Origin of the sequence: Brevibacterium sp. CCUG 69071 (genome assembly GCF_021023135.1) — a bacterium.
Taxonomy (GTDB): Bacteria; Actinomycetota; Actinomycetes; order Actinomycetales; family Brevibacteriaceae; genus Brevibacterium.
The window spans coordinates 161447-185237 of the sequence record NZ_PGFV01000004.1; the positions used below are offsets into that span (position 1 = coordinate 161447).

19 protein-coding genes and 1 pseudogene are annotated in these 23791 nt (G+C 67.7%); 4 read left to right on the forward strand and 16 right to left on the reverse strand.

Features of this window, described 5'->3' with window-relative positions:
* Window positions 1-152: 152 nt before the first annotated feature.
* The 14 genes and pseudogenes from CV023_RS12380 to CV023_RS12445 all read right to left on the reverse strand — a co-directional run bounded on the left by CV023_RS12380 (window position 153) and on the right by CV023_RS12445 (window position 17672).
* Window positions 153-752 (reverse strand): DUF421 domain-containing protein, encoded by a 600-nt coding sequence (locus CV023_RS12380; protein ID WP_230746049.1) that lies wholly within the window; start codon window positions 750-752, stop codon window positions 153-155.
* Window positions 734-1507 carry an SDR family oxidoreductase gene (locus CV023_RS12385; protein WP_230746051.1) on the reverse strand — a complete coding sequence of 258 codons (774 nt, stop codon included), beginning with the start codon at window positions 1505-1507 and terminating at the stop codon, window positions 734-736. The genes CV023_RS12380 and CV023_RS12385 overlap by 19 nt, the downstream gene beginning before the upstream one ends.
* Before the next feature lie 38 nt (window positions 1508-1545).
* Window positions 1546-2502, reverse strand: coding sequence for a DUF4097 domain-containing protein (locus CV023_RS12390; protein ID WP_230746053.1), 957 nt, complete (start codon window positions 2500-2502; stop codon window positions 1546-1548).
* Window position 2503: 1 nt separating this feature from the next.
* Window positions 2504-3148, reverse strand: coding sequence for a response regulator transcription factor (locus CV023_RS12395; RefSeq protein ID WP_230746054.1), 645 nt, complete (start codon window positions 3146-3148; stop codon window positions 2504-2506).
* Window positions 3136-5331 carry a sensor histidine kinase gene (locus CV023_RS12400; RefSeq protein WP_230746056.1) on the reverse strand — a complete coding sequence of 732 codons (2196 nt, stop codon included), beginning with the start codon at window positions 5329-5331 and terminating at the stop codon, window positions 3136-3138. Before CV023_RS12400 ends, CV023_RS12395 begins: the two co-directional genes overlap by 13 nt.
* 234 nt (window positions 5332-5565) lie before the next feature.
* Window positions 5566-6864 carry a trans-sulfuration enzyme family protein gene (locus CV023_RS12405; protein WP_230746058.1) on the reverse strand — a complete coding sequence of 433 codons (1299 nt, stop codon included), beginning with the start codon at window positions 6862-6864 and terminating at the stop codon, window positions 5566-5568.
* 233 nt (window positions 6865-7097) lie between these two features.
* Entirely contained in the window at window positions 7098-9092 is a 1995-nt protein-coding gene (locus CV023_RS12410) for an FAD/NAD(P)-binding protein (protein WP_230746061.1), read from the reverse strand.
* A gap of 431 nt (window positions 9093-9523) precedes the next feature.
* A pseudogene (locus CV023_RS12415) lies at window positions 9524-10105 on the reverse strand (LLM class flavin-dependent oxidoreductase); the annotation flags it as partial.
* Entirely contained in the window at window positions 10102-10695 is a 594-nt protein-coding gene (ssuE, locus tag CV023_RS12420) for an NADPH-dependent FMN reductase (protein ID WP_230746063.1), read from the reverse strand. The pseudogene CV023_RS12415 and the gene ssuE, both read right to left, overlap by 4 nt.
* A 1-nt stretch (window position 10696) precedes the next feature.
* Window positions 10697-12133, reverse strand: coding sequence for an NtaA/DmoA family FMN-dependent monooxygenase (locus CV023_RS12425; protein ID WP_230746065.1), 1437 nt, complete (start codon window positions 12131-12133; stop codon window positions 10697-10699).
* A complete protein-coding gene (locus tag CV023_RS12430; RefSeq protein WP_230746067.1) occupies window positions 12126-13961 on the reverse strand; it encodes a dipeptide ABC transporter ATP-binding protein in 1836 nt (611 codons plus the stop codon). Before CV023_RS12430 ends, CV023_RS12425 begins: the two co-directional genes overlap by 8 nt.
* Window positions 13958-14926: an ABC transporter permease gene (locus tag CV023_RS12435; RefSeq protein WP_230746068.1), complete on the reverse strand. Its 969-nt coding sequence runs from the start codon at window positions 14924-14926 to the stop codon at window positions 13958-13960. Before CV023_RS12435 ends, CV023_RS12430 begins: the two co-directional genes overlap by 4 nt.
* A complete protein-coding gene (locus CV023_RS12440) occupies window positions 14923-16029 on the reverse strand; it encodes an ABC transporter permease (protein WP_230746069.1) in 1107 nt (368 codons plus the stop codon). The genes CV023_RS12435 and CV023_RS12440 overlap by 4 nt, the downstream gene beginning before the upstream one ends.
* A 2-nt stretch (window positions 16030-16031) precedes the next feature.
* Window positions 16032-17672, reverse strand: a complete 1641-nt coding sequence (locus tag CV023_RS12445; RefSeq protein WP_230746071.1) for an ABC transporter substrate-binding protein — start codon at window positions 17670-17672, stop codon at window positions 16032-16034.
* A gap of 459 nt (window positions 17673-18131) precedes the next feature.
* Here CV023_RS12445 and CV023_RS12450 point away from each other — a divergent pair, with 459 nt between their 5' ends.
* Both CV023_RS12450 and CV023_RS12455 read left to right on the forward strand, forming a co-directional pair.
* The gene (locus tag CV023_RS12450) at window positions 18132-18542 is read left to right on the forward strand and encodes an ArsR/SmtB family transcription factor (protein ID WP_230746072.1); all 411 of its coding nucleotides are present in this window, start codon (window positions 18132-18134) and stop codon (window positions 18540-18542) included.
* Entirely contained in the window at window positions 18539-19036 is a 498-nt protein-coding gene (locus CV023_RS12455; RefSeq protein WP_230746073.1) for an SRPBCC domain-containing protein, read from the forward strand. Before CV023_RS12450 ends, CV023_RS12455 begins: the two co-directional genes overlap by 4 nt.
* Here CV023_RS12455 and CV023_RS12460 read toward each other — a convergent pair.
* Window positions 18999-20552 (reverse strand): acyltransferase family protein, encoded by a 1554-nt coding sequence (locus CV023_RS12460; protein ID WP_230746074.1) that lies wholly within the window; start codon window positions 20550-20552, stop codon window positions 18999-19001. The two genes, CV023_RS12455 and CV023_RS12460, sit on opposite strands and share 38 nt — an antisense overlap.
* A 228-nt stretch (window positions 20553-20780) precedes the next feature.
* On the opposite strand from CV023_RS12460, the gene CV023_RS12465 reads away from it, so the two are divergent.
* On the forward strand, window positions 20781-21812 hold the full coding sequence (locus tag CV023_RS12465) for a nitronate monooxygenase (protein WP_230746075.1): 1032 nt from the start codon (window positions 20781-20783) through the stop codon (window positions 21810-21812).
* Between the two features lie 127 nt (window positions 21813-21939).
* Here the strand turns inward: CV023_RS12465 and CV023_RS12470 are convergent, their stop codons facing one another.
* Window positions 21940-22668 carry a response regulator gene (locus CV023_RS12470; protein ID WP_269067364.1) on the reverse strand — a complete coding sequence of 243 codons (729 nt, stop codon included), beginning with the start codon at window positions 22666-22668 and terminating at the stop codon, window positions 21940-21942.
* Window positions 22669-22836: 168 nt separating this feature from the next.
* On the opposite strand from CV023_RS12470, the gene CV023_RS12475 reads away from it, so the two are divergent.
* Window positions 22837-23772: a hypothetical protein gene (locus CV023_RS12475; RefSeq protein ID WP_230746077.1), complete on the forward strand. Its 936-nt coding sequence runs from the start codon at window positions 22837-22839 to the stop codon at window positions 23770-23772.
* The last annotated feature ends 19 nt before the right edge of the window (window positions 23773-23791 follow it).

Consider the following 23791-nt stretch of genomic DNA (forward strand, 5'->3'; position numbering starts at 1 on the left):
TGCAGTCCCGGATGGGCAAGGGGCACTTGCTCATTCTGAGAAGACGCTAGTGGACGCGGTCAAGACGCGGACATCCGCCGGACGACAAATTCGTCCGACATGTCGGATTTTTCCGGGCAGCTGCGCGCACCGCCCGTCACCGGGTCCCGCCTTCACCCCTCCCGGGGCACGCGCTCGGCTCCGACGACCCCTGCCAGCAGTGCATCATCGATCGGGGCTCCGCGGCGGATGACGCTGATCTGGCCGGTCGGTTCGAGGATCACACAGGCCACCTCGCCGAGGTGGCGGACCCCTGCGGTGCGCAGCTTGGTCAGTACCTCGTCGGGGTCGACGTGGGCATGGGCGAGGTTGTCGGCGAGCATCTCGGACCCGGCCATGAGAACGATGGCCGGGGAGTTGACGAGACCGCGGATCACGCCGAAGCGTCTGCCGAGTCCGGTCAGCGCCTGAAGCAGCAGCAGAGTCGCAAGCGCGAGGACTCCGGCGGCCAGGGTCGGGGTGTCGCCGAGGATCGAGCGACCGATGATCGCCCCGATCGCGAGGATGGCGGCGAGGTCGAAGCTCGAGAGACTGGCCAGGGTGCGCTGGCCGAGGACCCGCAGGAGAAGGATGATCCCGCCGTAGAAGATGATGCAGGACGCGACGATCCTGATCGCGTCGACGCCGTCAAGACCGAATTCCAGCCAGTTCCACTCCATGTGCACCTCCGGAATGGATGATACGCCCTGGCTGCTCAGCGCATCCGCAGCCATTCGTCGACGGTGATCTCCGACAACCTCGGCGATTCCGGGATGAGACCCTCACCGGACAGCGGCCCGGGCAGGGGAATGGGCACGATCGTCGTCGCCCCGGAGGACTGGGCAGAACGGGAGGACTGCGCAGAACGGGAGGACGCCGAGGCGGCGATCTTCTTCGCGATCGTCGGGAAGTCGCTGATCTCCGGACCGGCCGCCTCGATGGTGCCGCGCTCACCTGCGTCGATGGCCTCGGCCATCATGCGTGAGGCCTCCTCGGCGGCGAGCGCACGGACCCGCATCTTCGGCACCATGGCCACCGGACCGATCCGCGTGGTCATCGTCTCGACGAGTTCGAACCACTGCGCCGAGCGGAACATGAGGAGCTGATCGGACGGGACGAGCCGGTGGTAGATCCGCTCCTGCATGGCTTTGCCCTGGTAGTACCCGAGGATGGAGGAGCGGGCGACCTCGGGCCTGAACGCGATCGACAGACATGCCACCGCCGCACCCGGGTTCTCGGCAGCGGCCATCGCGATCGACCGGGAGCTGCAGGAGAAGAAGTCGAGGGCTTTGTGCCGATTGTTCGTCATGAAGTTGACGCAGTCGACGAGGACATCGCTGCCGTCGGCCGCCTCGGTGACTCCCTCGCCGTGATAGGTGTCGACGCCGCTGCCGCGGTGGGCGGCGATGACCGAGTGCCCCTTGCCGCGCAGCTGTTCGGTGAGTCGGCGGCCGAAGGTGCCGGTGGCTCCGTACACGGTGATCTGCATATCTCGTCCCCCAAGTTGCTCGTCGGCGTGGCCGGTGCTCAGTTCTGGTCGATGGTGATCGAACCGGCGTCGGCGCTGGCCGTGATCGGGATGACCGTCTTCCCCTCGGCGTCCTTGTCATCCTTGGAGGCATCATACTTCTTCAGCTCCGAGGACAGATCCACATCGCCTGCCGAGGAGTTCGCATTGATGCGGTAGGCGAAGTCCTTCGCGGCCTCCGAATCCTCCTCGGACATGTTCTCCTGAGCCAGCTCCAAGCGGGGCAGCCGGAGATCGATCGTGCCCTCATCGGTCTTGGCCACAATGCCCGATTCGGGGACCGCCTCATTGGAGAAGTCGAGATCGATCGTGCCCGAGGACGTCACGGCGTCGACATGATCGCTGACGGTGAGGTCGACTCCGTCGAGGGTGCCCACACCGGTCTTCGCTTCGATGGTCCCGAAGGATCCTTTCAACGAGGTGGTGCCGTAGTCGGTCGAGGTCTGCAGGCGCTCGGCCGAACCGTTGACATCGACGGCGGCCCCGTCTGTCTTCGCAACGATCTCGCGGTAGTCGCCCGAGAGGTCGAACGTGCCGTAGCCGCCCTCGAGGTCGAGCTTCATCTCCTTCGAGGTCGCGGCCGGCAAGGTGATGACGAGCTTCGTGTTCTCGAACTTCTCCCCATCGGCGACGGAGACCACGGACGAGTCTCGGTCGGTGCTGATGTCGAGAGCAGGTGACCGGTCACGAGGACCGGTCGCGGTGAGCCTCACCGACGGGTCGGCGGTCTCAGAGGTCCTCACCTCGACGGAGGCACTGGTGTCGAGAGCGAGCTTGAGGTCTTTCAGCGAACTCGGCAGCGGTTCGCTCAGTTCGGTCTTGCCATAGTTGAGGCGGGAGGCCCCATGGGCGACGCTGAAGGCGATCGGGATGAGCAGGAGGACGGCGGCGGCGATGACGATGATCGCCCGGAGGCTGACGCGGGTGGATTCGCTGACGCGGACGGTGACAGGCATTCTATGCTCCGAGGAATGTGAGGACGGCGAGAACCCTGCGGTTCTCCGAGGTGTCGTGGGTGAGGCCGAACTTCGTGAAGACCGAGCTGATGTGCTTCTCCACGGCACCGGCGCTGAGGTAGAGGGTGCCGGCGATGGCGGCGTTCGACTTGCCTTCGGCCATGAGCTGGAGGACCTCGAGTTCACGGGGGCTCAGGGTCGAGAGCCCGTCCTTCTTGCGGGTGCGGACGAGGATCTGGGAGACCACCTCGGGGTCGAGGACCGTACCGCCCGAGGCGACTTCGTCGACGGCGGCGAGAAAGTCCTCGACATCGGCGACGCGGTCCTTGAGCAGGTAGCCGAACCCGCCGGTGTTCTCCGCGATGAGTTCGGAGGCGTACTGCTCCTCGACGTACTGGCTGAACACGAGGACCTTCACGTCGGGGTTCTGCTTGCGGATGAGCACGGCGGCGCGAATGCCCTCATCGGTGAAAGTCGGCGGCATGCGCACGTCGATGACGGCGAGGTCCGGCGGGGTGGTGTTGACGGTGGCGAGCAGTTCGTTCGCATCCGGAACGGCGGCGATCACCTCGTGGCCGGCGTCGGCAAGGAGCCTTTCGAGTCCGGCCCGCAGAACGGCAGAGTCCTCAGCAATTACGATGCGCATGGCACCTCCACAACTACAGTAGTCGGCCCACCTGCGGGGCTGGTCAGATTCAGTGTCCCACGAGCGGCTTCGACCCGGTCGACCAGACCGGCGATGCCGGTGTGACGACCCGAGCGGTCGATGTGGGCCCCGCCGTGTCCGTTGTCGGTGATGACGATCTGCACACCGGAGTCGATCGGGGCGATGAAGACCCGGGCATGCGTGGCACCGGAGTGCTTGGTGATGTTCGTCAGGCATTCGGCGACGACGAAGTATGCGACGGCCTCGGCCTCCCGGGCGATTCTGCCTTCGAGCCGAACATCGACCTCGACGGGGATCGGGGACCGGCCGGCCAGGGCCGAGACCGCGGCGTCGAGGCCCCGGTCGGTGAGGACTGCGGGGTGGATGCCGCGCGCCAGCTGACGGAGTTCGTTGACGATGCCCTTCGCCTCGGCGTGGGCCTCGGAGACGAGCTCCTTGGCGCGCTCGGGGTCGTTGTCGATCTTCGACTTCGCCATGCCCAAGGTCATGGTCAGAGCGACGAGGCGGGGCTGGGCGCCGTCGTGGAGATCCCGTTCGATCCGCAGACGTTCCGCGCCGGCCGCCTCGATTCCCGCCATGCGGGCCCGATCGAGCTCGGTCACCTCGGCCTGCAGGGCCGCGGTGCGGGCCGGCGGGAGGAGGCTGCGGTCGAGTGCCCGGTCGAGGAACGGCGCGAACCACAGGATCGCCAGGGAGCTGGCCAGGACGATGAGCGAACCGATCGCGATGCCGATGCGCCCGACTCCCTGGGCGGGATCGCCGAGGAAGAAGGTGTTGATTCCCTGCGGGTTGATGGCCCCGAAGATGCCGAGGATCGCCCCGCAGATGCCGGCCAGGGTGCCGAAGACGACGATCGCTCCGAGGAGCATCTTGACGTAGTGGTGGGCGGTGGAGCGCCAGAAGGCCCCGGATTTCACGTGCAGCCAGCGGTTATGGAGGAAACGGCCGAAGCCGGCCGGACGCATGCTGCTCTCGATCTTCGGCACGGGGATCCGATCGCCGTAGATGAGTTCGGCGCGGTAACGCTCGAAGACGTTCGCGCCCTGCTGGACGATGACCCAGACGACGAGCGCGAGCACGCCGAGTCCGAGGGCGAAGATGCCGCCGATGCCGGTGAACAGCAGGCCGACCGGGATCCACGCCCAGATGACGGCCATGATCGCCGAGAGCACGAGGTTCGCGACCCCGATGATCCCGGTCGAGCGACGCGGCCATTCGATCGGTCCGTCCGCGGGGATCTCCGTGACGTCCTGGTCGCTCAGCGGCATGGCGCCGGTGACCGGACCGTAGCTGACGTTCTCGGGCTTCGGCTTCTTCCGCCGAGGTGGCCGCCCGGGTGCCATCGGCATCCCCGGGTTGGGTGCGGCGTAGGGTCCGGGAACCGCGAAGTTCGGGGGTGGTCCGGCGAAGTTCTGGGGCGGTCCGGCGAGGTTCGGGGTACCGGAGCCCGGCACGGGGTAGGTACGCGGGGGCTGCTGGGGTGCTTGAGGGTGCTGGAGCTGCTGAGGACGCTGGGGGTGTTGAGGGTGCTGAGCAGGGCCGCGGTGGGGACGAGCCGGCTGCGGGGCCGATTGCGGGGCGTGAGCTCCGGCGTTCTGCGGATACTGAGCATTCTGCGGGTACTGTCGGGTCGGCTGCTGGCCCGCCGGGACAGTCGGGGCCTCCGGAGGCCGACCCGGCTGAGTGCCGGTGCGAGGATACTCACGAGTGGGGTCGACTCCGCCGTTGCCGGAGAACGGGACTTCGAGGTCCATCGGCTTGGTGCGGAACTGGCCGGCTTCGGTCGCCGGTGCCGCCGAGCCCATCACTCGCGTGTCGTCGACTCGGGCCGGCGTGGTCTCTTCGGCTCCGACAGGCTCAGCTTCTTCGCCTGCGGTCGAAATCTCTTCGCCTGTGGCCGAAGTCTCTTTCCCTGTGGCCGGACCAGTTTCTTCGCCTGCGGCCGACTCAGTCTCATCGACCTTCACCGTCTCGTTGATCTCGGTGGTCGGCGGGGCGCTGACGATCGCCTCGGCGCTGATCGATTTCTCGTTCTGTTCGGGGACTGTGCTCTCAGCGAGTTCGGCGCCGCGATCGGCGCTCTCGCCATGGGTCTGAAACTTCTGCGGACCGGTGCCCTGGGGCTCCTCATCCGGCGGGTTCTCGGGGGTGTTCTCACTCATAGCAGCTACGCTACGGGAGTCGCGGCGGCCCCAACAGCACGAAGACCTCCGACCCCGGCTCGGGTTTTCCCCACAACCGGTGAGCGCCCACACACTCCCGACGGCGCACATCACTCGTGGCGCCGACTGTGCATCGCGAGATCAAGGATTGTGTGAACGCATCACGCACCGAGAGTGACACGTCCTACCGTTGCTCCCATAGGTTGTGTCACTCTCGATGCGTGTGGGGGCCGATCAGACGGGAACGACCGCGTGGGCGCCCGCGTCGGCGGCGTGCCTGGCAGCTGCGTCAGCGCGGTCACCAGCGGCAGCAACCGCACGGCCCGCGCCCTCGGCACTCACGGTCGCGGTCGCGGCGAGCGCCTGGTCGAGGTCGGCGAGGATGTCGTCGATGTCCTCGATGCCGACCGACAGCCGGATGAAGGCACCGGAGACGCTGAGTTCGCAGTCCGCGACGGCCAGATGCGTCATGGTCGCCGGATGGTCGATGAGCGATTCGACCCCGCCGAGCGATTCGGCCAGCGTGATGAGCTTCGTGTTCTGCACCAGCGCGAGCGCCCTGGCCCCGGTGTCGGTGCGCAGGGACACCACTCCCCCGAAACCGCTCATCTGCCGCTTCGCCACCTCGTGGCCGGGGTGCGAGGGCAGTCCCGGGTAGTACACCTCGGCGATCTCTTCGCGGCCTTCGAGCCATTCGGCCACGGCCTGCGCGTTCTCGCAGTGCGCCTTCATGCGCACCGGCAGGGTCTTGATGCCGCGCCGGGTCAGCCAGGCGTCGAACGGGGAGATCCCCAGCCCGACGGAGGCGAGGTAGCTGTCGAGCCGTTCGACCACCTCGGCGGCCTTGGCACAGCTCGTGCCGTCGCCTGCGAGCACGGCCCCGCCGATGACATCGGAGTGGCCGTTGATGAACTTCGTCGTCGAGTGGATGACCACGTCGGCGCCGAGGTCGATGGGCCGCTGCAGGCACGGGGTGGCGAAGGTGGAGTCGACGGCGAGGATCGCATTCGCCTGGTGGGCGAGCTTCGCGGTGGCTTCGATGTCGACGATGTCGAGGCCCGGGTTGCTCGGGGTCTCGACCCACACGATCGCGGTCTTGTCGTTGATCGCCGCCGCCAGCGCCTCGGTGTCGGTGAGGTCGACGGTGCGCACGGTCACTCCCCAGCGCACGTACTCATTGACGAGCAGCCGATAAGTCCCACCGTAGATGTCGCGGGGAATGATGATCTCGTCGCCGGGGCCGAGCAGTGCGGAGAACACAGCGACTTCGGCCGAGGTGCCCGAGTTCACGGCAGCGGCGAAGGAGGCGTTCTCCAATTCGCAGAGCACATCTTCGAGGTCGCTGCGGTTCGGTGTGCCGGTGCGCGCGTAGTCGAAGCCCGCGCGAGTCTCTCCGGGGGTGTCCATCATGAAGGTCGAGGTCTGGAAGATCGGGGCGACGACCGAACCGGTGTGGGATTCGGGCATGGCTCCCGAATGCACCGATCGGGTCGAGATTCCGGCGGGGGCGGTGTGCGGGTCGGTGACGGTCATCGACGGCACCCCCGCTCCCGATTATGCGCGCGAGAGCTGAAGTTCACGGCGGATCCTTCCTTCACTGGTGACCTCCGACCGGCCTGTGACGGTTCGTCACTGTGGCCGAAGTTCCACCAGTCTGATCTGCCTGCGCTCTCGCACCGCTCCCGGATGACCCCGAGTGTCACCGTCCGTCATGTTCGAGACATGAAACGTCATCTTTCGTCATCGGAAGCGGGTCACAGGGGCGATCATCCGGCGAGCAGCTGCTCCCGATCACGTGTGCCCGCCCCGGTTCTCCCCGCTGCAACCAGGGAATCCAACAACGCCGAGGCGATCCTCTCGTTGTCCTTGAACACCGGAGCATCCGTGTGGGGACGGGTGAAGGCTTCGGCGGTCGCCCCGGACACGGCCGGCCCGAGGAGGAACAGGTCCGGCTGCGCACGCCCCGCCTCGTCGAGGGCATGGCCGTGGGCATCGGTGCGCAGCTTCGCGTGCTTCGCCGCTTCGCTCGCGCCGTTGCCTTCGCCTTCGCCTTCGAGCAGGATCGCTCCGGCGTGCGCGAGAGAGGCAAGGGCCGGATCCACCGCGCGTGCGGCACTCTGCTTGGCCAGGCGGGCCTCGACGAGATAGGTGAAGGTCCTCGAGTCCGGATGCGCGCTCGAGGTGGCCCGGAACCCCTGCTCAGTGGCGTCGACGCGCAGTCCGGGACCGAGGAAGCGGACCAGTCCCGCCTCGTGCAGGGCGAGGATCTGGCGGACCCTGATCGGCGGCGGTCCGCTGCCGATGTAAGAGAACAGCGAGTGGAAGCTGCCTTCGACGAACGCGGTCCGATCCTCCGGCCCGACCCGTCCAGAACGTACGAGCAGTCGGATCGCCACATAGGTCTTGACGAGGGCTTCGAAGACCGCGAGATCCGCGGAATGGTCGATGTCCGCACTGCGTTCGAGATGGTCCTCGATGTAGCTGCGCACCGCGTCCTCACCAGCACCGAGGTGGTCACACCGAAGGTCGTCGAGTGGCCTGTCGATGGCGCCGAGATCGAAGAGGTCGGCCGGATCATCGAGGAGACCGGCCGCGGCGGCGGCGATCCGCACGCGACCGGCCTTCAGCTGCCGATCACCCGAATCGGGGTCGGTGAGGATGCCGGCGGCCACCGCGTCGATCAGCTCGAGCACGGGATCACCGCCCCCGGACCCGCGCCCCTTGAGGTTCCGCTTCCACAGCACATGGTCGTAATGGGCGTAGGTGAGTTCGAGTTCGGCCAGAGGGCCGATGACCGTGCGGAAGTCGATCGTGCCGTCACCCGCGTGCACGGCACTCTCCTTCAGCTGCTCCGCGGCGAGGTATCTCAGTTCCACCCCGGGCGCCCCGGGCAGATCGGCTCGCGAATAGCCGAGCTTCGGACTGTACGAGACCCCGCGAGAGGACCCCACCCACAGCACGGGTTCGCGTCCCGAGGCGTGATAGCGCAGACGATCCTCGCATTCGAAGAACTCTCCCCCACGCCCCTGCGTGACCATGACCATGAGGTCGATGAAGGCGAGCCCGAAACCACGGGTGAGGACATCGGCACCGGGCGGGATCGCGCTGAAATCGAGGTCGGCGGTGAAGCCGGGACGCTGATAGTACAGTCCCGTGCTCGCCGCCCTCTCGAGGTCGAGGTCCGAGTCGAGGGGGTCCATGTCGAGATGCCCCTGAGCGGAGACCACGACCTCCGCCTCGATCGCCTCGCCCTCCGAGGTCACCACCCGGAAACCGCGCCCGGCGGGCAGACGAACGACCGCCTCGGCGAGGGTGCGGTGGATCCGGACATCGGCGGCGAGACGCTCGAGCGCGGTGTCGAAGGCCCACTCGAGGTAGTGGCCCTGGACTCGGCGGGACGCGAAGGACTGGGAATCGAGATGCTCCGCCTCCTCCCCCAGTCCGGCTGCGTGGAGACGCTCGCGGCCCTCATCGTGGATCCACTCGTGCAGGGTCGGGCCGGTGATCGGAGGGCGGCCGAGGCTCGCATCGGCGTCGGGGAAGATCGTGATGTCCTCGGTGCGGGAGTTCATCCACAGGTGCGGCGACTGCGCGGTCCGCCAGATCCGTCCGGCGCCGGCCGGGTAGGGGTCGATGAGATGGATGCGCAACCCGTCCCCGGCGCCTTCGGTGGCCGCGAGCGCGAGGAGGATCCCCGTGGTCTTCGGTCCGGCGCCGATGAACACGAGGTCGGCGTGGGTGGCGGGCGGCAGGTCAGGCATGGGCGAAGAGGCTGCGGGCGACGGGCAGTCCCAGTCGTCCGCGCAGGTCGGTGGTCGAGTCGGTGCCCGAGGCGGCCGCCTGGGTGCGCAGTCCGGCCGAGACCGGCAGTCTGGGTGCGCAGTCCGGCCGACTGGGTGCGCAGTCCGGCCGAGATCAGCGCCGGCACGATCTCGCTGACGAGCCGGATCCCGAATTCGATCTGGCTCTCCGCCGGTGCCGCGAACAGGATCCCGGAGGCTCCCCGTGACTGCAGTTCGAGGGCGCGCGCCGTCGTGCCGGCCACCTCGGTGTTGCCTTGGGGCGCGTCGAGTCGGGCGAGGATCGGAACCTCATCGCCGAGGCGGACCCGGAGGTCTTCGAGGCGCGGAGGCCGGCCGGACTTCGCCTGTCCCGCGTCGTCGACGAGCACGATATCGGCAGCCTCCACGGCCCCCGCATTGTCACCGTCCGCCCTCACCACGATCGGCGGATGGCCCTGCGGCGGCCGTGGAGTGATCGAGGGGCCGAGCACGGAGTAGTCCGTGCCGACCGAGTCCTGCAGCTGCGCGTCGACGGTGTGGAGACGATCCCGGTCGATGTAGCGGTCAGTCGCCTGATCGCGGATGATCGCATCATCGTCCCAGGAGTCCCAGAGCCGGCGGACGACGTCGATGACCTGCGCCGATTCCGTCCAGGCCGGGACTGCATCGGCGGCGGCACGGCGACCGAACAGGGCCGCCTCGGCGTCGGTGGTCGAAATCCCGATCGCCAGTCCCGCCCGGGTGCGGGCCGTGTAGTCGAGCGTCGCCGAGGCGGTGGCGATATGGAAAGGCTCGGCATGAGTGACCCTGACCTCGGGGATGAGGCCGAGCTCCTTCGTCAGCGGGCCGAGCCAGGATGAGAACTCGAGGGCGTCGATTCCGCGGAAATCATCGGGGACGAGCGCGAAGTCGATGTGACCGTCGACGGTCTTCGCGGTCGCCAGTCCGGTGCGCGGATCGGGGCTGATGGTGGTGCCGATGCTGAAGCTCATGAAGCGTTCCTCTCGATCGCAGTGAAGCCGGCCTCGGCGTGGGAGCAGGAGCGCTCCTTGGCCTTCAGCTCCGAGTCGAACTGGTCGATCGCATCGACGACATCGCGTTCGACGGATTCATCGATGGCCGGCGGGGTCGCCTCGGTGGCGGGCAGGATGTGCTTGGAGATGACGAAGCGTCCGCGCCCGATGGAACTGGCGCCCAGCGTCGCGAGCAGCGGTTTGAGCCCGAAGTCGAGGGCGAGGACATGCGCCGGGGACCCGCCGGTGAGGACCGGGAGGACGGGCATGCCGCGCAGCACGTCCATCGGCAGCAGGTCGATGAAGACCTTGAGCAGCCCGGTGTAGCTGGCCTTGTACACGGGCGAACCGACGACCACGGCATCCGCGCCCTCCACTGTGGCCCGAGCGGCGCTGATGAGCTCGTTCGAGGTCTGGGCGCGCAGCAGAGCTTCGGCGGGGAGGTGTCGCAGCTTGAGGAACTCCGTGCGGTGGCCGTATTGGCCCAGCCGACGAGCGATGAACTCGAGCAGCGCTTCGGTCTTCGAGCCCTCGGTCGGGCTGGATGAGATGAGGACGACGCGGGACATATCAGCCCACCTCCTTGAGTTCGGTGATGCGGCGGTGGTCGGTGGTGGTGGCGGTCGCGGACTCGCTCGCCGAGGTGGTGCCGGGCTCGGTGCCGCGTGCGCGGTGGCGGGCGGCGGTCCAGTCGACGGCGGTTCTGGCGGCCGGCAGTCCGAGGTTCTCGCGCAGGTTCTCACCCGGGTATTCGGTGCGGTAGACGCCGAGCTCCTGGAGTTCGGGGACGACCTTGGCGACGAAGTCGTCGAGTCCGCCGGGGGTCAGGTGGGGGACGAGGATGTAGCCGTCGGCGGCCTTCGTCGCCACCGCCTCGGCGAGGTCGTGGGCCACCTGGGTGGGGGTGCCCACGAAGGAGTGCCGGGCCGAGACCCGGACGACGAGTTCCCGAGCGGTGAGATTCTCGGCCTCGGCCAGGGCACGCCATTCGGCGATCGTGGCCTCGGCGTCCTTGACGTGTTTGACGCGGCCCTGGGAGATCGATTCCCCGGCCGGGGGCACATCGGGCAGCGGACCGTTCGGGTCGAAGCCCGAGAGGTCGCGATCCCAGACGCGTTCGAGGAACGCGATCGCTCCGGCCTCGCTGTTCTGCTGGAAAGCGACCTCGCGGGAGCGCTCCTCGGCCTCTGCCGGAGTGTCGCCGAGGATGACGGAGATGCCGGGGAAGATCTTGAGATCGTCCTCGGCCCGACCGTAGCGAGCCAGCCGGGACTTCACGTCGGCGTAGAACTTCCGACCCGACTCCGGGTCGGCGTGGCGGGTGAAGATGACATCGGCCGATCCGGTGGCGAAGTCGCGTCCCGAGTCGGAGTCACCGGCTTGGAAGATCACCGGGTGGCCGCTGGGCAGCTCGGGCAGATCGAAGCGGCCGGAGATGTCGAAGAAATCGCTGCGGTGGGAGAACTGCCTGTCCCGGTCGGCTGAGTCCCAGAGTTCGCGGGCGACGTCGATGAAGTCTTCGGCGCGGTGGTAGCGATCGGCGTAGTCGAGGAAGCCGCCGCGGCGGAAGTTCGCGCCGGTGAAGGCGTTCGAGGTCGTCACCACGTTCCAGGCGGCCCGACCCGAGGAGAGCAGATCGATCGAGGCGAGCCGGCGGGCGATGTCGAAGGGTTCGTTGAAGGTCGCACTCAGGGTCCCGGCCAGGCCGATGTGGTTCGTCACCGATGCCAGAGCGGAGAGCACGGCGGTGGTGTTGGGACGGCCGACGACGTCGAGGTCGAAGATCTGCCCCTGGTGTTCGCGCAGCCGCAGGCCTTCGGCGAGGAAGAAGAAGTCGAAGAGTCCGGCCTCGGCGGTCCTTGCCAGGTGGGCGAAGGAGTCGAATTCGATGTGGCTGCCCGAGGCGGGATCCGACCACACTGTCGTGTTGTTCACCCCCGGGAAGTGGGCGGCGAGGTGGACCTGGCGCAGCGGTGTTCCGCTGGGCAGCAGAGGCTGTTCAAGCATGATGAGCTCCAATCGGGGTGGCGGTAGATGTCTGGGTGCTCGTCTCGAAGCAGGGCACCGCGTCGAGCAGGGTCCGGGTGTAGGGGTGTCGGCTCTCGCGCAGCACCAGGGTGGTCGGCCCGGATTCGACGACGACGCCGTCCTTCATCACGAGGACCTCATCGGCGATCTGTTCGATGACGGCCAGATCGTGGGAGATGAAGAGGTAGCCGAGCCCATGTTCGGCCTGGAGGTCGACGAGCAGCTGGAGGATCTGGGCCTGGACCTGCACGTCGAGGGCGGAGACCGGTTCGTCGAGGATGAGGACTTCGGGTTCGACGGCGAGCGCCCGGGCGATCGCCAGCCTCTGCCGCTGGCCTCCGGAGAGCTCCCGCGGAGTCCGCCGCAGCAGGCTCTCATCGAGGGCGACGGAGTCGAGGAGTTCGCGGATCCGGGCGGGACGCTCGGCCTTGGTGCCGATCCGGTGCCCACGCAGAGGTTCGGCGAGGATCCTCTCCACCGTGTACTTCGGATTGAGCGCGGCGGTCGAGTCCTGGTGGACGTAGCGGATCCGGCGTCCCAGTTCCCTGCGCCCGATGCTCTCGAGCGCCTGGCCGCCGAGTTCGATGGTCCCGGAATCGGGGCGGTCGGCGCCGAGGAGGATCCTCGCGCTCGTCGTCTTCCCCGAACCGGATTCGCCGACGATGCCGACGGTCCGACCGGCCCGCAGTTGAACGTCGAGGTCGTTCACGGCCGGTCGTTCCCCGCCGAAATCTCGGACGATGCCTGCGGCCTGCAGCACCACCTCGGCGCCGGAGCTGTCGTCGTGCGCGCCGGAGTCGTTGGTGTCCGCGTCGGTGTCGGTGTCCGCACCGGCGTCGATGTCCGGACCTGTGTCGCCGTCCGCACCTGCGTCGCTGTCATGGCTCGGCTGCAGCCGTCCCCACCCCAGGTGCGGGGCGGCGGCGAGCAGGGCCTGCGTGTATGCGCGGTTCGGGGCGGCGAGGATCGCCTCGGTGCGGCCGGCTTCGACGATGCGTCCGCGCTGCATGACGATGAGGTCCGCGGCGCGTTCCTTCGCGACTCCCAAGTCGTGGGTGATGAGGATGAGGCCGGCCGAGGACTTCTCGACGAGCTCGCTGAGCACGTCGAGGACCTGCTTCTGCACGGTGGCGTCGAGCGCCGAGGTGGGTTCGTCGGCGATGATCAGCGCCGGATCCGCGGCGATCGCATTGGCGATGAGCACGCGCTGGCGCTGCCCGCCGGAGAGTTCATGCGGATAGCGGGAACCGTGCACTTCGGCGTCCAGGCCGACGGCGGAGAGCACCTCGGCGATCCTGCCCGGGATCTGCCCGCGAACGTAACCGTTGACCGTGAGCGTCTCGGCCAGGGACGAGGAGATGCGGCGCACTGGGTTGAGCCCGGCCCCTGCATCCTGCGGCACATAGGCGATGCCCGTGCCCAGGATCCGCTGCCAGGTGGCGGGTTTGGCCCCGAGGAGATCCTCGCCGAGGTGGCTGTGCGTGTCCGCGTGCACCGCGGATCCGGCAGGCAGGAGTCCGGTCAGGGCTGCGGCCGTCGTCGATTTGCCGGAACCGGATTCGCCGACGATCGCGACGGTCCCGCCGGGGGCCAGCGACAGGCTGACATCGGCGATCGCCGGACCGGGGGCTCCCGGGTAGGTCACGTGAAGCCCGGAGACCTCGAGGACCGGAGTGGGTGTGGGCGGGTCCGGTTCGGGTGGGGCAGTCTGAGCCTTCGACGATTCGGCCTGAGCCGCCTCGGCGTCCTGGAGATCTTCTGTGCCGGCGCCGGAGGCGGGCCAGGCGAGGAAATCGGTCAGCGTCATCGGAATTCCTTCTCTGAGTTGAGCACGTGGGCCAGGCGGTTGGCGGCGAGCACGACGGCGGCGACGACGAGTCCGGGGAAGGTCGTCATCCACCACGCGGCGGCGAGGAAGTCCCGTCCCTCGGAGACGAGGAGGCCCCATTCGGGCTGCGGCGGCGGGGCCCCGAAGCCGAGGAAGCTCAGCGCCGAGACCGAGAGCACGGCCGAGCCGAACTCGAGCGCCACGAGTGCTCCGATCGAGCCTCTGACCTGGGGCAGGATGTGACGGGCGAGCACGCTGGGGGTGCTCAGTCCATCGGCCCGAGCGGCCCGGACGAATTCGCTCGCGCGCCACCGGATCACCTCGGCACGGGTGAGTCGGGCGAAGGACGGGATCGCTGCGACACCGACGGCCAGGGCCACATTGAGGGTGCCGAAGCCGAGCGCGGTGATCACGGCCATGGACAGCAGCAGTCCAGGTACGGCCTGGAGGACGTCGATGATGCGCATGAAGATCGCATCGACGACGCCGGTGAAGAAACCGGAGATGAGACCGACGAGCACACCGGAGACAACGCCGATGAGCACGGCTGCCAGACTCGCCGAGAGTGTCTGCGCGGAGCCGTGGACGGTGCGGGCGTAGAGGTCACGGCCCAGGTGGTCGGTGCCGAAGATGTGCTCGAGGCTCGGTGGCAGGAGCCGGTTCGCCGGGTCGCCCGTGAGCGGGTCGACCCCGGTGAGCAGGCTCGGCCAGAAGGCCGCGAGGACCGCGAGCCCGAGGACGATCAGGGCGATGATCTCGACGATGCCGAGCCTGCCGATGCGCAGGCCACGGCGAACTCTCGGATTCGAGGGTGCGGCACCCGGTGTGCCCGGCGTCGCATCGGTGCTGGTGATCCCGCTGCCGTCGAGGTGTTCGTCCGCCGAGGCGGCGGTGAGCTCGGCCTGTGCGTGTGAGTTCTTCTGGAGTTCGAATGCGAGGCTCATGCGCGGCTGCCTTCCAGGTCGGTGCGGCCAGTGGCGGACGACTCGGTGCTGCCCGATCCGGTGGCGTCCGATCCAGGGGTGGCGTCCGCCTCGGCGGGGATGCTCCCCTCACCCTGGGCGTCCGCCTCGGCGAGGTTCGCACCATCGGTGCCCGCGCTCCTCCTGTTCGCGGCTCCCAGACGCGGATCGAGGATCGGGTAGATGAGGTCGGTGGCGAGGTTGACGAGGACGAACACGGCCGCGGCGAAGAGCACGATGCCCTGCACGAGCGGGATGTCCTGGCTGGTCACCGCGGTCTGTGCGAGGCGACCGAGTCCCTGTCGGGAGAACACGTTCTCGACGACGACGGACCCGGCCAGGGCTTGGCCGAAGAGGACTCCGCTCATCGTCAGCGCCGGCAGCACGGCCACCGGCAGAGCCTGGCGCAGCAGGAGGCGCAGCCGCGAATAACCGGAGGCCGTGTAGGTGGTGACGAAGGGCTGGACCCAGGCGTTCTGCAACGACCGGAAGAGGACCTGCGCGATGATCGCCGAGAGCGAGATCGCCAGCGTCACCGCCGGCAGCACGATCGCCGCGGGGGTGCCCGTGCCGACCGCGGGGAAGAGCGGGAACCGAAACGAGAAGACCTGCAGCAGCATCAGCCCGACCCAGAAGGTCGGCAGCGCCACGCCCAGTCCGGGCAGCGCGGCTAGGGTGTCACGCAGCCATGACCGACGGGTCAGGGTCGCGGTCACGGCGATGACCACGCCTGCCACCAGGGCGATTGCCAGGGCGAGGGCGGCCAGGGCGATCGTCGAGGGCAGGGAGGCGGCGATCGCCTCGGTGACGGGGGTCCCGGTCTGGATCGAGGTGCCGAAGTCGAGCCGGAGCAGCCCGAACAGGGCGTAGAGGTACTGGACGGCCAGGGGCTGGTCGAGGTGGAATTCGGCGCGGAGGCGATCCACCTCGGCGGGGTCGATGTTCTGCAGCTCTCCCCCGGCACCGAGCATGGTCACGACCGGATCGCCGGGCAGCCAGTAGAGGAGGACGAAGCTGAGGGTGAACGCGATCCACAGGACGATGAGTCCCTGGCCGAGGCGGGAGACGAGGTAGCGCAGACTCATCGTCACTCACCGTCCAGCCAGGTGTCGTGGAGCTGGTAGCGCGAGGACGTCTCGTAGGCGAAGTCGCGGACGTTCTCGCCGGTGCCCACGACTCCGGAGAGTTCGACGATGGGGATCGAGTAGCCCTCGTCGATGATGAGCTTGACGGCCTCGGTGAAGTCCTTCGTGCGCTGATCGGCGTTCTGCTCCGACGTCGTCTTGGCCAAGGCCTCGTCGATCTTGCCGGGCTTGCGGGAGTTCGAATTCTGCTCCTCGGCGCCGAAGTAGTTGCGCACCACATCCGCGTCGGTCCTGGTCAGGTTGCCGAAGGTGAACTCCTCCTGGCCTTCGGCCTGCTTCGCGGTGACCTCGGCGAGGGTCTTCTTGTCCAGCTGCAGGTCGAAGCCGATCTCGCGCAGCTGCTGCTGGACGAGTTCGAGGAAGGGAGCATCCTGCCAGTAGGTCAGGGTGGTGCTCAGCTTGGTCCCGTCCTTCTCCCTGATCCCGTCGACGCCGGCTTTCCAGCCCGCGTCCTCGAGCAGCTTCTTCGCGCCGTCGGGATCGTAGGCGAGCAGATCGCTGAGGTCCTCGTACTGGGCGGTCGACTTCGCCAGCACCGAGGTGGCCGGGGCCTGATGGTCGGAGAGCACGCTTTGCAGCTGCGGTCGGTCGATGCCCTTGACCAGGGCCTGTCGCACGGCCTTGTCGGAGGCGATGTCGCCGGTCTCCTTGGGCACGAGGTTGTAGACGACGCCCGGATTGGGGCGCGAGACGATGCCGAGCCCCTGTGCGTCGAGGGTCTTCTCGTCCTGGGACTGCACCGAGGTGTCGACGTCGATCTGGCCGGAGATGAGCGAACCGTTGCGGACCGAGGCCTCAGGCACGATCGAGATGTCGATGCCGTCGAGGTAGGCCGCGCCGTCGTGCTTGGCCAGGGAGGAGGCCCAATCGTAGTCGTCGAAGCGGCTGAGCTTGATGCCCTTGTTGTGCTCGAAGGATTCGAGGCTGAAGGGTCCCGTGCCGACGATGTCACCGGTGCAGCGCTCTTCGGGGGTCTTCTGCAGGGTGTCCGAGGAGTAGAAGCCCAGGGTCATCGTCGAGGTGGCCTGGAGGAACTGGACGTTGGGATCTGCGAAGGTGAAGGTGACAGTGCGCTCGTCCGGGGTTGTGATGGATTCGAGTCCGTCGAGGTAGGTCTGGCCGAGCGAGGACTTCGCGCCCAGGTCCTCGATGGCTTCGAAGTTCTCTTTCACCGATTCGGAAGTGAAGTCGGAGCCGTCCTGGAAGGTCACTCCGTCGCGGAGGTGGAAGGTGAAGGTCTTCGAATCCTTGTCCACGTCCCAGGATTCGGCGAGCCAGGGGACGATCTCGCCGGTCTCGGGATCCTGGTCGGTGAGTGAGTCGGTGATCTGCCGGGTGACGTTGAGGGTGACGTTCGTGCCCTGCTGCTGTCCGTCGATGCACTGCGGGTCGACGTCGTAGGCGACCTTGAGGGTGCCGCCGGACTGCGGCTTCGCGTCGGACTCGCCCTCGGCCTGCGCCGAACCCGAGCAGCCGGACAGCAGGAGTGAGCCGGCGGCGATCACGGACAGCAGGGTCGCGGTGGTGCTGCGGCGGGCATGGGAGGAGCCTGTGGCGAACGTGGGTGTGCTGAAAGTGGGCATGGTCGTCCTGTGGTGAGAAGTGAAGAAGGGTGTGTGGTGAACTGCTGTGGTGCGGCCGGTCGGCGGAGAGCCGGCGCTACCGGAAATCCCTGGCGATTCCGGACCGAACGCATTAGATTGCTCAACACATATGGTCGAAACGAGTCATGCGCCGTTCCTCGGCAATCAGCCTGAAGTCAGAGCCGGAGTGCACCGCGCAGTGGAGATCAGGCGAAGTTCAGCTGGCTTCCATGGGGCAGCACATCGCCATACGCATAGAACAATCAAGGGCCTCGAAGCGTGAGGCCAGTGCCCAGGTCTGGGAGTTCTTATATGCGTTCATCGCGCCCTCTGCTGTCGGGAACTCTGGATCGTGCTGACGAGAATCACAGTACCAGCGAACCATATTGCTCAACAATCACCTCTTCGAATTATTGTCACCTGTTGTCATATTCGCGTCCCGGTGTAATACTTAGCTTTATGGCTAAGTATTCGGATCAGCTCGATGCCATGTTCACGGCTCTTGCGGATCCCACACGGCGAACGGTGGTCACCCGCTTGGGGCGAGGTCCGGCGAGCGTCGGCGAGCTGGCGCAGCCGCTGTCGATCTCGCTTCCTTCGTTCATGAAGCACGTCCGCACCTTGGAAGCGTGCGGCCTGATCCGGACGAGGAAGACCGGTCGGGTCCGCACCTGCGTGCTCAACCAGGATCGACTGGGACTGCTCGACGGTTGGCTAGAGGAGCAGAGACGCATCTGGGAAGCCGGCACGGATCGCCTCGAACAGTTCGTCACCGGAGGACAGCAGCCGGTCGAAGACACCACAGACACCGACGGAGCCGTCGACCCGACCGGCTCCACACGCATCACCGACACAGAGGAAGAATCATGACCGCACATTCGGCCCGCACCCGTCGCATCGACCCGAACCTCGATCTCAGGATCGAGCGGGTGATCGCCGCCCCGAAGGAGGACATCTGGTCCGCCTGGACCGATCCGGACAAGCTCGTCCAGTGGTGGATTCCGGCACCGCTGACCCTGCGCGCCGAGGCTATTGAGCTCATTCCCGGCGGTGCCTTCGTCACCCGGATGAGCGAAGACGGCGCGAACTACTCGCCCCATGTCGATGCCGTCTTCCTCGTCGTCGAGGAGAACAGTCGCCTCGTCTTCACGAATGCGGTCAGCAGCTCCTGGCATCCGTCCTTCCCCGATCCGGTGGCCATGACGACCGAGATCATCCTCGCCGACCACGAAGACGGAACCCACTACCAGGCGATCGTCCGACATGGCAGCCCCGAGCAGCGCGCCCGGCACGAAGAGCTCGGCTTCTTCGACGGCTGGGGCACCGTCACCGATCAGCTGGCTCGGCTCGTCGAGCGGGACTGAGCGGGCTCCTCTTCAGTCCGGCTGCGAGCACCAGCGACGCTGCGAGCAAGGCCACCGAGAGAATGGTCCAGATCAGCGGGGCGATGCCGATGAGCAAGGCGATTGCGATTCCGGTCATCGCGAGTCCGACCGCGGCGGCAGCCCGGCGCGGGCCGGCGGCTGTGCCGGCATCGGCGTCGGCGAAAGCGTCGGTGCCGCCTCCGCTGCTGCCGTCCGCCTCGGCGACCGAACCGCGCATCCCCCGCACTTCTCGTTCGACCGCAGCGCCGAGTCGCGCGAGCTTCTCCTCGTCGAGGAACGGGACCTTCGACATCCCCACCGCCAGCAGCGCAGAGAGTGCCATCACTGTGATCAGCCACGGCAGGCGGGACGCCCACCACAGTGGCGATTCGATCGCGGGAAGCACCACATCACCGAGGTTCGCACCCTCCCAGAGGGGGACACCTGAGAGCAAGTTCGCGACAGAGCCGAGTCCGCCGATGAGAATGATGACGACCGGCATATGCCACAGATAGACGTGGATACCGTAGCTGTTGCCCCAGGAGATGACCCGGTCCCAGGCCCGCGCCCGCATTTCGATCGCACCGTCGGAACCTGACTCTCCGCCCTCGACCAGGCCGTTCAGCCAGGCATGCCCCAGCCGCAGCGCACTCATCTGCGCCAGCCCCAGCAGCACCAGGGCACCCGTAGGCGGGTTGAGGTTGACGAGCATGTTCGGACTGTAGGCCCCAAACGCCACCAGGCCGCCGAGTCCCAGCAGAGCGAACACCATCACCGTCCAGGCCGCACCCGTGCGCACTGGCCGGTTCACGGCATCGGCGAAGAAGAACCCGCACTGCTGGATCAGCGGCCACACGAACAGGAAGTTGAGGTACCCGAGCCCGCTCACCCCGGTCAGCGCAACCATCCCATCGACGGCGATGACTGCACCGGCGAGAACGGCGATCGTCAACCTCGGCGCGCGTGCATGGAAGTGTGCGGCCAGCGGCACGAGGGAGGTCAGACCGACGTAGACGGCGAGGAACCACAGCGGCTGACCGATGCGCGTGTTCGCCTCGGCGAGGAGTTCGGGCGAGACGCCGAACTCGGAGGCCACGGACAGGCCGAGACCGGCGAGCGCGATGAGCACGGTGACCGGGACGACGAGGCGGCGCAGGCGGGAACGCAGATAGTCCCTCCAGTCGCCTCCCTTGGCTTGGGTGCGGCGCCACCCGTTGAGAGCGGCATAGCCGCCGATGAAGAAGAACAGGGGCATGACCTGGAAGAACCAGGAGGCGACGGTGAATCCGACCGTCCCTGACAGTGCCACGGTCGGCAGCACCGTACCTTCGGGTCCGAGCTGCGCTCCGCTCATCATCGAGTGGAGGATGACGACCACGACGAGGCAGCCGAACCGCACGAGATCGATCGCTCGGTCCCGGTGCGACCCGGGACGGGGCGTTGGGTCCGGCGCTGCGGCGGAGGTGGCGGCCCGAGGCGACTCTGCCGCGGGCGGGCTGCTGAGGGTGATGGACATGACGTCTCCTTGAAAGGTTCTGCGGTGTGCGACTCCCTGAAGTTAGGAGTCGGGTCCACGCCCGCACATCACCTTCCAGTCCCCACTTGCCCGCGCCCGACCGATACTTTCGGGTGACTCTGCCCTTCCCCGGCGACGTGCCGGACGCCTCATCGCGCCACCCGCTTCGAGTGCGACAATGGCGTCGAGAGCCCCGTTTCCACCGCCTTGAGCAAGGAGCACACACGGATGACGATCGCCTTCGAGAAGACCGCACTGCCCATCATCGGCGCGCCGATGGCCGGCGGCACCACGACTCCCGAGCTGACCGCGGCGGTCGCCCGCGCAGGAGGCTTCCCCTTCGTCGCCGGCGGCTACCTCAGCGCCGAAGCGCTTGCCCCGCAGGTCGAACGCATGCGGGAGACGGCGGGCAACTTCGGCGTCAACCTCTTCGCTCCGAATCCCGTGCCCGTCGACCGGGCCGCCTTCGACGCCTTCGTCGCCGCACTGACGCCGGCAGCCGCCGAACGCGGAGTCACCCTCAGCCCAGATCCGGTCGAGGACGATGACGACTATGAGGCGAAGGTCGACCACCTCGTCGCCCATCCCGTGCCCCTGGTCTCGATGACGTTCAACCTGCCCACCGCCGAGGTGGTCGACCGATTCCATGCGGTCGGCACTCAGGTGGTCGCCACGGTCACGACCGCCCCCGAGGCCCGCGCCGCTGACGAGCGCGGCGTCGACGGCCTCATCGCCCAGGGCCCGCGCGCCGGTGGCCACTCGGGTACGGCCGATCCGACCCGGTCGATCGACGATCGTGCCACGGTCGATCTCGTCCGTGAGATCCTCGCCGAGGTGGACCTGCCCGTGGCCGCCGGTGGTGGAGTCGACGGGGTGGAGGCGGTCGAGGAGCTGCTGGCTGCCGGGGCCGGCGCCGTCGTAGTCGGGACCCTGCTGCTGCTCAGCGATGAGGCGGGCACTGCGGAGACCCACCGTTCTGCACTGACCTCCCCCGAGTTCACAGAGACCCGGCTGACCAGGGCCTTCACCGGCCGCCCCGCTCGCGCGCTGGTCAATGACTTCGTCCGCGAATTCGACGGTCTCGCCGTGGATGCCTACCCGGCCGTCCACCACCTGACGAAGGAGTTCCGCGCCGAGGCGAAGAAGTCCGGCGACCCGCACGGCCTGCACCTGTGGGCCGGCACCGGGTATCGATCGGTAAAAACCGGCTCGGCGGAGACCATCGTCAAGGAGCTGGGAACCCGCTTTGCCCGCGGCTGAGTTCGACCGCAACTGAGTTCGCCCGCGGCTGAGGTCAATCCAGTGGACGATTCGTGCTGATTCCGTCCCGCGATTTCAGCACGGATCGACCTCTACTCGCTCGAGGGCCGAGGCAGCCGCGCCGGACTCAGCTGCCGGCGACGACGAGGCCCGATTCGTAGGCGGCGACGACGATCTGGGTGCGGTCCCGCAGACCCAGCTTCGACAGGATCCGGGAGACGTGGGTCTTCACGGTCTGTTCGGCGAGGAACAGATGTTCGGCCACCTCGGCGTTGGCATGACCTTTGGCCACCAGGGTCATGACGTCGATCTCCCGCTCGGTCAGCTGCCCGAGCACTGCGGTGTCCTTGGCGACAGTGGGGCCGGACACGTATTCGGAAATGAGACGGCGGGTCACCGAGGGCGCGAGCAGAGACTGACCGTCGGCGACCACCCGCACCGCGGTGATCATGTCTTCGGCGGTGGCGTCCTTGAGGAGGAATCCGCTCGCCCCGGCGCGCAGGGCGGCGAAGACGTACTCGTCGGCGTCGAAGGTGGTGAGCATGATGACGCGCGGGTGCTCACCGGGCATCGAGAACACCGCCCGGGTGGCGTCGAGGCCGTTGAGCTTGGGCATGCGGATATCCATGAGGATGACGTCGGGGTCGGTCCGGCGCACGAGGTCGACGACCTGCGAACCGTCCTCGGCGCTGCCGACGACCTGCATGTCCGACTGGGCATCGAGCAGCGCTCCGAAGCCCTGGCGGACCATGGCCTGGTCGTCGACGATGGCGACCCGGATGGTCTCGGCCGCGGGCGGCGGCACACCCTGCTCAGCAGCTGCGGAGCTCCCACCCGTCTGTCCTGATTCCGGCATGCTCTCACGCTACCCGAACCAGACGGCATTGCACCCGCGATCGAGGCACCACCTCGGCGATCTGGAGCCTTTCGGACACGATTTCCCTCTGAAGTAGCAGGAGATCATCCGCAGAATCACCCGTTCGTATGATGCGCCCGCGCACACCGGGTCCTTAGCGTGCACACCATGATCATCACAGCAGTCATCCTCGCCGTCGCGGCGGCCTTCTGCCTGGCGCTGGGCACCCACTTCCAGCAGTACGCCGTGGCCACGATGAGCCCCGGGGTCAGGCGCCGCACCATCTGGCTCACCGGCCTCGGCCTCATGGGGCTGGTCACCGTCCTCAACGTCGTCGCCCTCGGGCTCGGGCCGGTGGCCATCGTCCAGCCGATCGGCGCGATCTCCCTCGTCTTCGCCGCCCTCATCAGCCGCCGTTTCTTCGGTCTCCGGCTCGGGGCACCGCTGCTCATCAGCATCGGCCTCACGCTGTTCTCGATCTTCGCCTTCGTGGCCACCTCGGCGCGGTTCTCCCATGATCTGGTCGCCACCTCCGAGTCGATCACCTGGCTGCTCGCGGTGCTCGTGGCCCTCGCCGTCTTCGGGACGCTGTTCGCGTTCAGCCGCGCCGGACACATCCGAAGGATCATCATGACCGGCATCGTCTTCGGCACCGTCGCCGCAGCCACCCATTACCTCGCACGCACCGTCGTCGCCGACGGCCTGCCCGGCTTCGACCCCGTCGGCGCGCAGTGGTGGACGGTCCTCGCTGCGGTGGCGCTGGCCTCGGCAGTGGGATTCTGGCTGGTCCAGACGGCCTATGCCTGCGGACCGGCGGAGACCGTGCTGGCGGGTCTGACCGTCGTCGACCCGATCGTGGCCGTGATCATCGGCGCCGCCTTCTTCGGCGAATACACCGGACTGACACCCGCCGCGATCGGGGTGCTGCTGCTCGCCGGCGCCGGTGGGATCGGCGGGGTGTGGATGCTCTCCCGGTTCCACCCTCGCGCCCTCGAGGCACGGACGACCCGTCCGACGCCGACCTCAGCGCCCCGGCCGACGCCGACCCGGACCGACAGAGCGGACCTCACCCCCATCACCGCTGCGACCACTGAGACCAACTAAGGAGTTCGCTCATGAACCA